The sequence below is a fragment of the Nonomuraea ceibae genome, from assembly GCF_019396325.1.
In the GTDB taxonomy this organism is placed as follows: Bacteria; Actinomycetota; Actinomycetes; order Streptosporangiales; family Streptosporangiaceae; genus Nonomuraea; species Nonomuraea ceibae.
The window spans coordinates 21,143-33,886 of sequence record NZ_JAHKRO010000102.1 but is presented as its reverse complement, the minus strand read 5'-3'; the positions used below and the strand labels follow the sequence as shown (position 1 = coordinate 33,886).

At 72.3% G+C, this 12,744-nt stretch carries 13 protein-coding genes; 2 read left to right on the top strand and 11 right to left on the bottom strand.

Annotated elements, in window-relative coordinates; translation table 11 throughout:
* Positions 1 to 81: 81 nt before the first annotated feature.
* A complete protein-coding gene (locus KME80_RS39145; protein ID WP_219514114.1) occupies positions 82 to 348 on the bottom strand; it encodes a TFIIB-type zinc ribbon-containing protein in 267 nt (88 codons plus the stop codon).
* A gap of 38 nt (positions 349 to 386) precedes the next feature.
* Positions 387 to 1,259 carry a phosphotransferase gene (locus tag KME80_RS39140; RefSeq protein ID WP_219514112.1) on the bottom strand — a complete coding sequence of 291 codons (873 nt, stop codon included), beginning with the start codon at positions 1,257 to 1,259 and terminating at the stop codon, positions 387 to 389.
* Between the two features lie 152 nt (positions 1,260 to 1,411).
* On the opposite strand from KME80_RS39140, the gene KME80_RS39135 reads away from it, so the two are divergent.
* Entirely contained in the window at positions 1,412 to 2,308 is an 897-nt protein-coding gene (locus KME80_RS39135; RefSeq protein ID WP_219514096.1) for a TIGR03619 family F420-dependent LLM class oxidoreductase, read from the top strand.
* A 9-nt stretch (positions 2,309 to 2,317) separates the two neighbouring features.
* Here KME80_RS39135 and KME80_RS39130 read toward each other — a convergent pair whose 3' ends face one another.
* The 3 genes from KME80_RS39130 to murQ form a co-directional block, all read right to left on the bottom strand.
* On the bottom strand, positions 2,318 to 2,695 hold the full coding sequence (locus KME80_RS39130; RefSeq protein ID WP_219514094.1) for a VOC family protein: 378 nt from the start codon (positions 2,693 to 2,695) through the stop codon (positions 2,318 to 2,320).
* Positions 2,696 to 2,798: 103 nt separating this feature from the next.
* Complete coding sequence (locus KME80_RS39125; protein ID WP_219514092.1) at positions 2,799 to 3,860, bottom strand: serine hydrolase domain-containing protein; 1,062 nt, start codon at positions 3,858 to 3,860, stop codon at positions 2,799 to 2,801.
* A gap of 86 nt (positions 3,861 to 3,946) precedes the next feature.
* Positions 3,947 to 4,843, bottom strand: coding sequence for an N-acetylmuramic acid 6-phosphate etherase (murQ, locus tag KME80_RS39120; protein WP_219514085.1), 897 nt, complete (start codon positions 4,841 to 4,843; stop codon positions 3,947 to 3,949).
* 57 nt (positions 4,844 to 4,900) lie between these two features.
* On the opposite strand from murQ, the gene KME80_RS39115 reads away from it, so the two are divergent.
* The gene (locus tag KME80_RS39115) at positions 4,901 to 6,013 is read left to right on the top strand and encodes an exo-beta-N-acetylmuramidase NamZ family protein (protein ID WP_219514078.1); all 1,113 of its coding nucleotides are present in this window, start codon (positions 4,901 to 4,903) and stop codon (positions 6,011 to 6,013) included.
* Between the two features lie 2 nt (positions 6,014 to 6,015).
* Here KME80_RS39115 and KME80_RS39110 read toward each other — a convergent pair whose 3' ends face one another.
* The 6 genes from KME80_RS39110 to KME80_RS39085 are packed head-to-tail and all read right to left on the bottom strand — an operon-like array spanning position 6,016 to position 12,656.
* Positions 6,016 to 6,915 (bottom strand): GNAT family N-acetyltransferase, encoded by a 900-nt coding sequence (locus KME80_RS39110; RefSeq protein WP_308126108.1) that lies wholly within the window; start codon positions 6,913 to 6,915, stop codon positions 6,016 to 6,018.
* A gap of 2 nt (positions 6,916 to 6,917) precedes the next feature.
* Positions 6,918 to 7,925 (bottom strand): ABC transporter ATP-binding protein, encoded by a 1,008-nt coding sequence (locus tag KME80_RS39105; protein WP_219514070.1) that lies wholly within the window; start codon positions 7,923 to 7,925, stop codon positions 6,918 to 6,920.
* Entirely contained in the window at positions 7,922 to 8,908 is a 987-nt protein-coding gene (locus KME80_RS39100) for an ABC transporter ATP-binding protein (protein ID WP_308126107.1), read from the bottom strand. The genes KME80_RS39105 and KME80_RS39100 overlap by 4 nt, the downstream gene beginning before the upstream one ends.
* 2 nt (positions 8,909 to 8,910) lie before the next feature.
* Complete coding sequence (locus KME80_RS39095) at positions 8,911 to 9,816, bottom strand: ABC transporter permease (RefSeq protein WP_219514068.1); 906 nt, start codon at positions 9,814 to 9,816, stop codon at positions 8,911 to 8,913.
* Positions 9,813 to 10,820: an ABC transporter permease gene (locus tag KME80_RS39090; protein ID WP_219514066.1), complete on the bottom strand. Its 1,008-nt coding sequence runs from the start codon at positions 10,818 to 10,820 to the stop codon at positions 9,813 to 9,815. The genes KME80_RS39095 and KME80_RS39090 overlap by 4 nt, the downstream gene beginning before the upstream one ends.
* 3 nt (positions 10,821 to 10,823) lie before the next feature.
* Positions 10,824 to 12,656 (bottom strand): ABC transporter substrate-binding protein, encoded by a 1,833-nt coding sequence (locus KME80_RS39085; protein WP_219514057.1) that lies wholly within the window; start codon positions 12,654 to 12,656, stop codon positions 10,824 to 10,826.
* Positions 12,657 to 12,744 lie beyond the last annotated feature (88 nt).

Genomic DNA, 12,744 nt, shown 5'->3' with positions numbered 1-12,744 from the left:
ATGGGGCCGGAAACGCGAGGGCCGCGCGCCGGAGCGCGCGGCCCTGTGCCGGCGAGGTCGCGCCGGTAAGCTGGAGGCCGGTCAGCTGGAGAACAGCATCCCCACCCAGCTGCGCTGGCGGTGGTGACCGTAGTGGCCGCCCGGGTGGCCGCCACGCGGCGGGGCGCCCCACGCGGGGCCGCCGGGCGCGGGAGGCGGGGGAGCGGCGTGGTAGGCCGACTCCATCTGCGTCAGAGTCTCGAGCTCGCCGTAGTCCAGGAAGATCCCACGGCAGTTGTCGCACTGCTCGATGTGGACGCCGTTGCGCTCATATGTCCGCATGTTGCCGCGGCACTTCGGGCACTGCATCTAGTCGCTCTCCTTGGCCTCGTGGTTCTGAGCAAAACCTACCGCGCGCAACGCCCTCGCGCTGTGACGATTCTGTTGCACGACTCGACCAACGAATGCTCGACCTCATCCAGTTCCCGGCCGTCCCTGGCGGCGTTGACGACCGCCACGGCGGCCAGCTGGACGGTGACCGCGCGGGCGGGCAGGTCCAGGCGCCGCCACGGGTCCTCGCCGCCGCCCAGCGCCGGTCCGCCCGAGCCGAGGTACGCGCCCAGGAACCGATCCCAGACGACAGGATCCAGTAACCCCGCGGCATACCAGGCGGCCGGTCTGGCCAGGTCCCACGCCGGGTCGCCGACCCCCAGGTCGTCCACGTCGATGAGCAGCCAGCGGTCGCGGCGCACGAGCTGGCCCAGATGCCAGTCGCCGTGCGTCAGCAGGCCGGGCCCCGGCTCCGGCTCCGGCAGCTCCGCGAACGCCCGCCGCACCAGGCTCTCCACCGGCCCGTCGCCGGTCATCCGCCGCACCGCGCGCGCCGCCCGCGCGGGACCTCCGGCCGGCGGCAGCGCCGGCACCACCGTGAGGGGCACGGCGTGCAGCCGGGCCAGCAGCCTGGCCCCCTCCTCCCACGGCGCGGACTCCGTCTCGTCCTGGCCGATCGGGCGGCCCGCCGGCCACACCGACACCGCGCGGCCCGCCACCGTCAGCACCTCCGGCTCCAGCGGCGCCAGCATCACCCCGGTCAGCGCCGCCGACGCCGTCGCCCGCAGCCGGGGCCGCAGCGCCTCCACGTCGTCCCGCGCGGAGTGCGCCTTCACCACGACCTCACCGCGGCGTAACACCACCACGTCGGTCCGCGTCGGGTGCAGCACGGGCTCGCCCGTCCCCCCGTACGCGCCCGCGACAACCGCCAGCTCAGCCTCCAGACCCATCCGTACAGCCTAGGACCTTCCGCCCACGCCTCCCCCGGCCCGTCCGGCCGCCGGGCCCGTCCGCCTGCCCGCCCTGCAAGCCCGCCGGGCCCGGACCTCTACGCTGCTCCGCAGGGGTTCTGATTCCTGTCCGCCCGCCTCGGAGGTCGTCCATGAGAACCGGTTTCGCCGTGCCGCAGTCCGGAGCCTGGGCCACGCCCGCGAACATGCGCCGCGTCGCCGTCCGGGCCGAGGAGCTCGGCTACCACGAGCTGTGGACGTTCCAGCGGGTGCTCTACCCGGTCGGGCACCCGATGGGCGCGACCTACCGCAGCGTCCACGACCCGCTCGTGACGCTCGCCTACCTGGCCGGGATCACCCGGACCGTCCGGCTCGGCGTCGCCGTCGTCAACGCCTTCCTGCAGCCCGTCGCGCTGGCCAAGCAGCTCGCCACCCTCCAGGCCGTCTCCGGCGGGCGGCTCACCGCGGGGCTGGGGCTCGGCTGGGTGCCGGAGGAGTTCGAGTCCGCGGGCGTCGGCTTCGAAGGGCGCGGGCGGCGCGGGGAGGAGTTCGTCGAGGTGCTGCGCAAGGCGTGGACCGACGACGTGGTGGCGCACCAGGGCGAGTTCTACCGCGTCCCGCCCTCGCACGTCGACCCCAAGCCGTCGCCCGTCCCGCCGCTGCTGCTCGGCGGCACCGCCGACGTGGCGCTGCGGCGGGCCGGGCGGCTCGCCGACGGCTGGGTCAGCTCCAGCCGGGAGAACCTGTCGGAGATCGGGTCGCGCGTGGCCGTCGTCAAGGAGGCCGCCGAGCGGGCCGGCCGGGACCCGGCCGCGCTGCGGTTCGTCTGCCGGGGCGTCACCCGCGTCCGCGCCGGGGCCGGGCCAGACCGGCGGCTCCTCACCGGCACCTTCGAGCAGATCCGCGCCGACGTCGCCGCCCTGGAGGCCGAGGGCGTCACGGACGTCTTCCACGACCTCAACTTCGACACCGCCCACGTCGAGCTGGACGCCGGAGAGGCGATGCGGCGCGCCGAGGAGGCCCTGGAGGCGCTCGCCCCGCACCGGTAGGCGCGGGGGTCAGCCTCCGTAGGGGACGGTGATGATCTCCAGGTTGTGGCCGTTCGGGTCGAGCCAGTAGAGGCCGCGGCCGCCGTCGTTGGTGTTGATGCGGCCCGCGTGCCGGTGGTACGGGTCGGCCCAGTAGGTGAGGCCGCGGTCCTTGATCCGGGCCCAGATCTCGTCGAACTCCGCCTCGCTCACGAGGAAGGCGTAGTGCTGCGGGTGCACGTCGCCGTCCGCCTGGATGACGTCGAGGGAGACGCCGTTGGCGAGCTCGACGACGCGGAACGGGCCGAACTCGCCGGCGGGCTGCAGTCCGAGGACGTCCACCAGGAAGCGGGCGGTGGCGTCGCGGTCGCGGGCCTCCACGATGGTGTGGTTGAGCTGTACGGGCATGGGCGCCCCTCCTTTCGCCGTCCGTCCCAGGCTACGTCCGGCCCGCGACGGGCGGGCCGGGCAGCGGGGGCGGGCCGCCGGGCGGGTCAGCTGGCTGGGCGGGTCAGCCGGCGAGGCGGAGGGCTTCGGCGGCCACGGCGTGGCGCAGGGCGCGCAGGCCGTCCCGCCCGCGCACCGGGTGGACGGCGTTGGTGAGCAGGACCACCGTCAGCCCGTGCGGCGGCGAGACGACCAGCGAGGTGCCGGTGAACCCCGAGTGCCCGAACGCGCCCGCCAGCGGCCCGACGATGCCCGGGTCGCCGATGCGCACGCCCAGGCCGTGCCGGAACGGCGCCCCTTCCGCGCCCTGGTCGCGCAGCATCTCGGCCACGCTCTCCCGCCGCAGCAGCGGCCGCCCGCCGGGGGAGGCGCCGCCGAGGCGGAGCGACTCCCCGAGCGCCAGGACGTCGTCGGCCGTGCCGAAGACGCCGGCGTGGCCCGCGACGCCGCCGAGCGCGTAGGAGGTCTCGTCGTGCACCTCGCCGCGCACGCAGCCGGGCCCCGGGCGTTCCGGCTTCCACTCGGTGGCGGCGACGCGGTGGAGCTCGGCGGGCCGGTAGCCGGTGTCGGCCAGGCCCAGGACGCCGGTGACGCGGGCGGCGACCAGCGCGTCGAGCGGGGCGCCGCCGGCCACCTCGGCGACCCGGCCCGCCATGATCATGCCCACGTCCGTGTACAGGTACGGGCCGCCCACCGGCGCGGTGACGGGCGTGTCGATCATGGCCGCCATGCGGGTGCCGGGGCTGGCGTCGGGCAGCTCCAGGTCGATGCGGCGGATCGGCTGCAGGCCCGCCGTGTGGGTCAGCAGCCGGCGCAGGGTGATCCGCGCGTCGCGGCCCGGCAGCCAGGTCGCCACCGGTTCGTCGAGGTCCAGCAGGCCGTCCTCGGCCAGCGACAGGATGGCCGCCGTGGTGAACAGCTTGCTGATCGACGCCAGGTCGAAGATCGAGTCACGGCGGGCCGGCGGCCTGTCGCCGGCGAGCGTGAAGTCCGCGTCGCTGTAGCGGACGAGCTCCCCGGCGGCGGCGGACGCCACGACCGCGCCGTCCACGGCGATGAGCGCGACCGCGGCCGGGCACACGCCCGGCACCCCCTCCGCGAGGATCGCCTCCAGCCGGTCGGACATCTCCTCATACCTCCCCGTATGTGATGGCCCGTATGTGACGGCCCGTATGTGATGGCCCGTACGTGATGGCCCGTGTGGTGCTTCGGTCAGCTCAGCGCGTCGCTGAGGCGCTCGCCGTGCGACTCCAGCAGCGCACGGGCGCCGTCGGCGTCCAGCCCGTGCTTGAGCATGACGACGGCGATCTTCGCGTGCCCGCCCGCCGCGTCCAGCGCCTTGCCCGCCGCGTCGTGGTCGGCGCCGGTGATGTCGCTCACCATGCGCACCGCCCGGCCGGCGAGCTTGCTGTTCATGGCCGACATCTCGATCATCTTGTTCCCGTACGTGCGTCCGAGGCGCACCATCGAGATGGTCGAGATCATGTTGAGCACCAGCTTCTGCGCGGTGCCCGCCTTGAGCCGGGTCGAGCCGGTCACCACCTCGGGGCCGACGACGACCTCGATGGCGTGCTCGGCGGCGGCCGACAGCGGCGCGCCGTCGTTGCACGACAGGGCGGCGGTGAGTGCGCCCCGGCGGGCGGCCTCGGCCAGCGCGCCGAGCACGAACGGGGCACGCCCGCTGGCCGACACGCCCACCACGGAGTCGAGCTCGCCCACTTCCAGCGCGGCGAGCGCGGCCGCGCCCGCCGCGGTGTCGTCCTCGGCGCCCTCGATGGAACGGGTGAGGGCGTCGGGGCCTCCGGCGATGATCCCCACCACGAGCTCGGGGTCGGTGCCGAAGGTCGGCGGGCACTCGGAGGCGTCGAGCACGGCGAGCCTGCCGGACGTGCCCGCGCCCACGTACAGGAGCCTGCCGCCCTTGGCCATCCGCGCGGAGATCGCGTCGATGGCGTCGGAGATGGCCGGGATGGCCACCGCGACGGCGGCGGGCACGGCCGCGTCGGCCTGGTTCATCAGCCTGGCGAGCTGCGCCGTCGGCAGCCGGTCGATCTGGCTGTAACGGGGGTCGCTCTGCTCGGTGGACAGCTCGGGTAGCGGATCAATCATGACGCTAATTTCCACCCTTTACTTCTCTCTTGTAAATATCTTTCAGACAATGGGTTCATGTCATACGTACGCACCGGAGCTGAACGGCTGGCCGCGGATCCTTCGCTGGCGGCCGGAGCACGCCTCGGCCTGATCACCAACCCCACCGGGGTTCTGCCCGACCTGACCCCCACCGCCGACGCCCTGCTGGCCGCCGGCACGCCGCTGACGGCGCTGTTCGGCCCCGAGCACGGCATCAGGGGCACCGCCCAGGCGGACGGGAGCGAGCAGGACCCCGTCGACCTGCGGACCGGCCTGCCGCTGTTCGACACGCACAAGGCGTCCGGCGAGGCGCTGGACGAGATCGTCGCCCGTTCCGGCGTGGACACGCTCGTGTTCGACATCGCCGACGTCGGAGCCCGCTTCTACACCTATGTCTGGACGATGTACGACCTGATGGCCTCGGCCAGCCGGCTGGGCCTGCGGTTCGTCGTCCTCGACCGGCCGAACCCGCTCGGCGGAACCATCACCGAGGGCCCGCTGCTCGACCCGGCCTTCGCCAGCTTCGTCGGCCGCTTCCCGCTGCCGGTGCGGCACGGCAGGACCGCCGGGGAGCTGGCCACGCTGTTCGGCTTCGACCTGGACCTGCGGGTCGTCACGATGGAGGGCTGGCGGCGGGAGATGTCCCACGCCGACACGGGCCTGCCCTGGGTGATGCCGTCGGTCAACATGCCCACCCCCGACACGGCCCTCGTCTACCCCGGCACCGGATTGTTCGAGGGCACCGGGTTCTCCGAGGGGCGCGGCACCACCCGGCCCTTCGAGCTGGTCGGTGCGCCGTACGTGGACGAGCGCTTCCAGCCCGCGCTGGCGGCGCTGGACCTGCCCGGCGTACGGTTCAGGGACACCTGGTTCACGCCGACCTTCCACAAGCACGCGGGCACCGCCGTGCGCGGCGTCCAGCTCCACGTGCACGACCGGGAGGCGTTCCGTCCCGTGCTGACGGGGCTGTCGATGCTGCACGTGGCCCGCACGCTCTACCCGGACGACCTGGTCTGGTGGGGGCCCGAGCTGTTCATGGACCACCTGTGGGGCTCCGACTCGCTGACCAGGTGCCTTGAGGAGGGGCGGGACCCGCGTGAGCTCTGCCCCGACCCCGCACCCCCCGGCGGGCCACTGCTCTACGGGTGACCTCACGCCAGTTCGCGCCCGTACAGCCAGAAGACCCTCTCGGCCCGGGCGCCGACGGCGCGCGAGTAGAACCGCAGCGGACCGACCCAGCCGATCTGGGCGGTCCGCTGGCCGGCGGCGCGCTGGTCGGCCAGGCAGCGGCGCAGCAGCACCCCGCCCACGCCCAGGCCGCGCGCCTCCGGCGCGGTGCCCATGGGGCCGAACCACGACGGGCGGGCGCCCCAGGCGGCGAACCCGAGGACGCGGCCGTCACGCTCGGCGTGGTGCACGCCGGCGGCGTTGGCCACCTCCCAGGCCCAGTTCTCGTTCCAGTGCTCGCGGGCGAAGGCCACGACCCGCTCGCGGTCGGCGCCGGTGGCGTGTACGCTCACGCCCTGCCCGGCCAGGCGGCGCACGTCGTCGCCGGTGGACAGGTCGGCCGACAGGTCGGCGGTCATGTTCCAGGCGACGCGGGCCTGCTCGTAGCCGAGGCTCTCGGCCAGGCAGGCGGCGGCGGTGTAGCGCACGTCGATGCCGGGCCAGGCGTAGCAGGGCGGGTTGCCGGCGAAGACGGCGCGCCGGGCGCCCTGCCCGCGCAGCCAGTCCTCCGCCGCGCGTGCCAGCGCCCGGCCGCGCCCCTCGCCCTGGCGGTCCGGGTGCACGGCCAGCAGGTCGATGTGGCCGACGCCCGGGTCCCTGCCCGACACGGAGGCCAGCGCGACGCCGCCGTCGGTCAGCAGCGCGGTCCAGCGGCGGCCCGCGGGCGGGGCCGCCAGCCGGCGGACCAGGGCGGGCGCCTCCCCGGCGTCGAGCGTCAGGGCCGCGCGCGCCACCTCCCCGGCCGCGGCGAGCTCCGCGTCGCCGGGGTCCGCCACCACGCGCACGTCCGGCAGCGGCCGGGACGTGTCAGGGGAGGAGGGCACGGTCACACCTCGCTCAGCGGGCGGGCGATGACGCTGCGGCGCTCGGGGTAGAAGCAGGCGTGCTCCTGCGGGAAGCCCTCGCTGACCTGCAGCAGCGGGCGCTCGTCGCAGCGCTCGCCGCGGAACGGGCACCGGCTCGCGAACAGGCAGCCGGTGTCGTCGCCGGTCGCGTCCAGCGACGACAGCGGGACGACCGGCTGCTCGCCCGGCCGCTCCAGGCCGTGCAGCACCGGGATCGCCGACAGCAGCGACTGCGTGTACGGGTGGACGGGATCGGCGATCACGGTGTCCACGGCGCCGCGCTCGACGACCTGGCCCCGGTAGATCACGTACAGCTCGCCGTCGTCGCCGATGTAACGCGCGGTGGCCACGTCGTGGGTGATGAACAGGACGCTCACCCCGAGCCGCTCGCGCAGGTCCTTGAGCAGCGCCAGGATGCCCAGCCGGAGCGAGACGTCGATCATGGAGACGGCCTCGTCGGCGACGAGCATCTCCGGGTCGACGGTCAGCGCGCGGGCGATGACGACCCGCTGGCGCATGCCGCCCGACAGCTGGTGCGGGTAGCGGGCCAGCACGCTGCCCGGGTCGAGGCCGACCAGCGACAGCACCTCGGCGGCCCGCTCCTCGATCCACCCCTTCGACCGGCCGGTCTGCTTGGCGCGCAGGCTCAGCGGCGCGAACAGCGTCTGGTGGACGGTGCGGGTGGGGTTCAGCGCCGAGTACGGGTCCTGGTGGATCATCTGGATCTTGCGGAAGTGCGGCTGGCGCTGCTTGGGCTTCAGTCCGGACATCGCCGTGCCGTCGATGACCACCTCGCCCTCGTCGTAGGACTCCAGCCCGGCGATGATCCGGCCCAGCGTGGTCTTGCCGCAGCCGGACTCGCCGATGAACGAGGCGGCGCCTCCTTTGGGGATGGCGAAGTCGACGCCGCGCAGCGCCCGCACCTCCCGCCCGGCGAGCACGTTGCCGCGCTGCTTGAAGGTCTTGACGATGCCGGTCCCGGTAATCACGCGTGCTCCTTCACGGTCACCGCATGGCAGGCGACGATCCTCGGGCCGTGCGCGACGGCCTCGGGGTCGACGGTGTCACAGACGTCCATCCGCAGCGCGCACCGCTCCCGGAACACGCAGCCCTGCTTGGGCACGGTGGCCAGCGTCGGCGGGCGGCCGGGCAGCGCCCGCGCCTCGTCGATGTCGCCGACCAGCCGGGGGATGGCGTTGATCAGGCCCTTGGTGTAGGGGTGGCTCGGGCTGCCCAGCACCTCGCGGGTGGGGCCCTGCTCGACCAGCCGCCCGCCGTACATGACGGCGAGCCGGTCGGCGACCTCGGCCACCACGCCGATGTCGTGCGTGATCACCAGCGTGGTCAGGCCGCGCTCGGCGTGCACCTCACGGACGATCTTGAGGATGTTGGCCTGCGTGATCATGTCGAGCGCGGTCGTCGGCTCGTCCAGCACCACCAGGTGGGCGTTGAGCACCAGCGCCAGCATGATGCCGACGCGCTGGCGCATGCCGCCCGACAGCTCGTGCTGGTGCGAGTCGAGCACCCGGGCGCCGTCCAGGCCCATCCGGCCCAGCAGCTCCTTGGCGTCGCGCACCAGGCCGCGCAGGTCCTCCACGCCGTGCGAGCGGCCCAGGTCGAGCAACTGCTTGCCGACCGTCTTGAGTGGGTTGAGGGAGTTCTGCGCCGCCTGGAAGACGTAGCCGATGTGGCGGCCCCTGGCCTTGCGCAGCTCCTCGCCCTTGAGGGCGGCCACGTTGCCGAGCCCGTCGATCTCCACCGAGCCGGCGGAGATCCGGCCGGGCGGCTGCACCGCGTTCAGCAGGGACAGGGCCAGCGTCGACTTGCCGGACCCGGACTCGCCGACGATGCCGGTGATCGAGCCGGGCTCCAGGGTCAGGCTGACGTCCCGCACGGCGGGCAGCTCGCCCGCCGGCGTCTTGTAGACGACCGTGAGGCCGCCGATGCGCACTCCCGGCGCTTGTTCCGCCACTGCTACTCCTCACGCAGCCGGGGGTTGAAGATCTCGTCCATGGCGTCGACCACGAGCACGATGCCGAGCGTGAGCAGCAGGATCGCCAGCAGCGGCGCCAGCAGGTAGCCGAGCGCGTTCGGCTGGATCATGGCGCCCGCCTGGAACACGGCCAGGTTGAGCATCACGCCCCAGTTGTCCGACTCGTACGGCAGGACGCCGAGGAAGAACAGGCCCACCTGGGCGTAGACGGCTCCGGTCACCGAGATGAGCATGTTCATCGCGATGTACGGGGCCATGCTGGGCAGCAGTTCCTTGCTCACGATGTGCGTCGTGGACAGGCCCAGCCCGCGCGCCGCCTCGATGAAGCCGCGCTCACGCAGCGACAGCGTCTGCGCGCGCACCGCCCGGGCCACGCCGCCCCAGCCGAGCAGGCCGAGCACCAGGCCCATCTGCATCGGGCTGCCGAACTTCCACACGGTCGCCAGCACCAGCAGCAGCGGCAGGCCGGGGATGGTGAGCTTCATGTCGGTGATCCGCATGAGCACGGTGTCCCAGCGGCCCCGCTTGAAGCCGGAGAACAGCCCGATCGCGGTGCCGGCGACGACCGTGATGACCGCGGTCACCGCCGCGCACAGCAGCACGTACCGCGAGCCGGTGATGACCAGCGCGAGCACGTCGCGGCCCTGCGGGTCGGTGCCGAACCAGTGCTCCCAGCTCGGCGGCTTGGTGATCTGGTTGATGTCGCCCGGCAGGTGGTCGGGGTAGAACATCGGCCCGAACACGCCCATGAAGGCGAAGCCGACGACGATGACCACCCCGGCCATCCGGCTCGGCTTGCGCTTCATCACCCGCCACACGCCGCGCCAGAAGTTGCGGCGCATGGTCCCGGCGGCCGACGCCGACTCCGGGATGAGCGTGGCGCTCATGCCGCCTCCTCTCCGCCGCGCACCCGCGGGTCGATGACCGTGTAGAACAGGTCGGCCACGATGTTGGCGACGATGACCGCGACCGTGATCAGCAGGAACGCGCCGCCCATCGTGGCGTAGTCGCGCTCGTTGACGCTGTCGATGAGCAGCAGCCCGAGCCCCGGGTAGTTGAAGATCTTCTCGATGAAGACCGCGCCGCCCATGAGCAGGCCGAGCGAGAGCGCCAGGATCGTGAACAGCGGCAGGATCGCGTTGCGCGCGATGTAGCGGAAGACGATCGAGCGCTTCATCCCGCGCAGCTCACTGGCCAGGATGAAGTCGTCGCCCAGCACGGTGACCACGCTGGACTTCATCGCCAGGATCCAGCCGCCGTAGGCCGACAGCGCGTAGGTGACGACCGGCAGCACTGCGTGCTCGACCAGCGAGCCGATGTAGCCGGCGTTGAAGCCCGGCTCGAACAGGATGTCCACGGGCCCGTCTGCGGGGAACAGGGGGATGAGCGTGGAGAAGATGACCACGAGCAGCATGGCGAGCACGTACTGCGGGATGCCGTGCAGGAGCGAGCCGGAGATGGCCAGCGCGTCGCCGAGCTTGCCGGTGCGCTTGATGGCCGCGTAGACGCCGAGGATGATGCCGACGAGGAAGCTCAGCAGCGTCCCGGCCAGCACCGGTAGAACGGTCCACTTGGCCTTCTCGCCGAGGACGTCCAGCACCGGGGTGCCCGGCCTGGTGACGGACTCGCCGAGGTCGAGGCGGAGCAGCCCGCTCATGTAGTCGACGTACTGCTGCCACATCGTGCCGTCGGGCTGGAAGCCGTACAGCACCTTGACCGCCTGCGCCGCCGCCTCCGGCGACATGCCCTGCTCGACCAGCTTCTCGAAGCGGGCCGCCAGGGGGTCGCCGGGGATGTTGTTGATGATGAAGAAGCTGATCGTGGCGACGACGAGGATCATGACGAACCCGCGGGCCAGGTGGCCCGCGAGTCGGCGTGCGATGACCGTCATGGATTACTTCTTCGACTTGATCATGCCAGCCTGGATCCACACACCGGAGGCGAGCACACCGGTGCCCAGGCGGAGGATCTCGTCATCGTGCGGCCAGCCGGTGAAGCGGCTGTTGTTGACGAACTGGGTGTTGACGTAGTCCCAGAGCTGGATGACGGGCAGGTCCTGGTTGGCGGCCTTGGCCAGCTTGGCCATGATCGGCTTGGCCTCCTCGGCGGTGGCCGAGTTGAGCTCGCCGGTCAGCTCACCGGGGTTGATCTTCTCGCCGTCGACCTCGATCTCCTCGGGGCCGCCCATCCAGTTGCCGTTCTTGCCGGGCGCGGAGTGCGACACCTTGCCCTGGACGTTCGTCCAGCCGTTGGAGGCGCCGTAGAGGCGCTGGAAGATGTCGTACGGCGCGGGGCCGAGCGCCATCAGCCAGAAGCCCGCGTCGTACTTGCCGGCGGCCAGCTCCTCCAGGTAGAGCGGGTAGTCGGTGGTCGTGACGACCTCGGCGTCGACGCCGCCCTTGATGAGCTGGCTCTTGATGTTCTCCTGCGCCGACAGCCAGTCGGAGAAGCCGGACGGCGCGTGCATGGAGACCTTCCACGGCGTGCCGTCGGCCAGGGCCCACTTGCCGTCCTTCTTCTGCAGGCCGGCCTTCTTGAACTCCTCCTCGGCCTTGGCCAGGTCGGGAGCGTAGGGCTCGAGCTGCGGGACGGTCTCGGGGATCCAGGCCTGGGCGGCCTTCTGGTGGATGCCGCTGGTCGTGGTGGCCGCGGTGCCGCCCTCGGGCGAGGCGACCTTCGTGACCTCCTCGCGGTTGATCAGGTGAGCCAGGCCGCGGCGCACGTGCACGTTGTCGTACGGCTTCTTGCTCTGGTTGAACGCCAGGCCGACGGCGACCGGCGAGTAGCCCTTGATGACCTCGCTGCCCGGCGCCGCCTTGATGCGGTTCATCACGTCGGTGGGGGCGGCGACGAAGCCGGAGTGGTCGAGCTTGCCGGAGGTCAGGTAGTTCCAGATCTGCTCGTTGCCGGTGTAGTTGAGGAACTTCACCTGGTCGGGCGCGACGTTGGCGGCGTTGAAGAAGTTCTTGTTCTTGACCAGCAGCGCCTCGCCGGGGTTGACCCGCTCCAGCACGAACGGGCCGGCCGAGACGTCCTTCTGCGGCGCGAACGCGAGCACCTTCTCGCCCAGGCCGGTGATCTCCTCGCGGGCCTTCTCGGCGTCGGCGCCCTCGCCGCGGGCGGTCTTGATCTTGTCCCAGAAGTCGGCGGGCAGGACGCTGCTCCACACGTGCGCGGGCACGACCGTGGTGTCGAGGACGCCGCGCGCGAACTTCGGACTGGGGTTGTCCATGTTCTGGGTGATCTTCAGCGTCTGGTCGTCGACCACGGTGACCTCACCGGCCGCGCCCGCCGCGCCGGGCGTCACGGCGAAGGCCGTGCTGCCGACGGTGTAGGCGATGCCGATGGAGAGCTGCACGTCCTGCGCGGTGACCGGCTTGCCGTCGGACCACTTGGCGTTGGGCTGGAGCTTCAGCGTGATGGAGGAGTTGTCCGGGGCGATCTCCCAGCTCGCGGCCAGGCCCGGCAGCGCCACGTTCGGGTCCGTCAGGTGGTTCTTGACCCAGCCGAGCTTCATCGAGTTGAAGGCGGAGAACGAGTTGCCCTTGGGGGCGTACGGGTTGGGCGGGGCCGACGGCTCCAGGCCGGGCCGGTTCACGTCGATCGTGGTGAACAGGCCGCCACCGCCGCCGGACGAACCTGACGTGTTGGTGGTGCCTTCGCCGCCGCTGCACGCTGTGGCGGTGGCAAGACCCAGCAACGCCACTACCGCTGCTAGTCGCTTCATCTGCCGCTCCGGGGGTGTCGAACCTGTTGAGGATCTGTAGGGGTTGTCCGGACCCTACGATCGCGCCGGGGGCGCGTCAATAATCTCC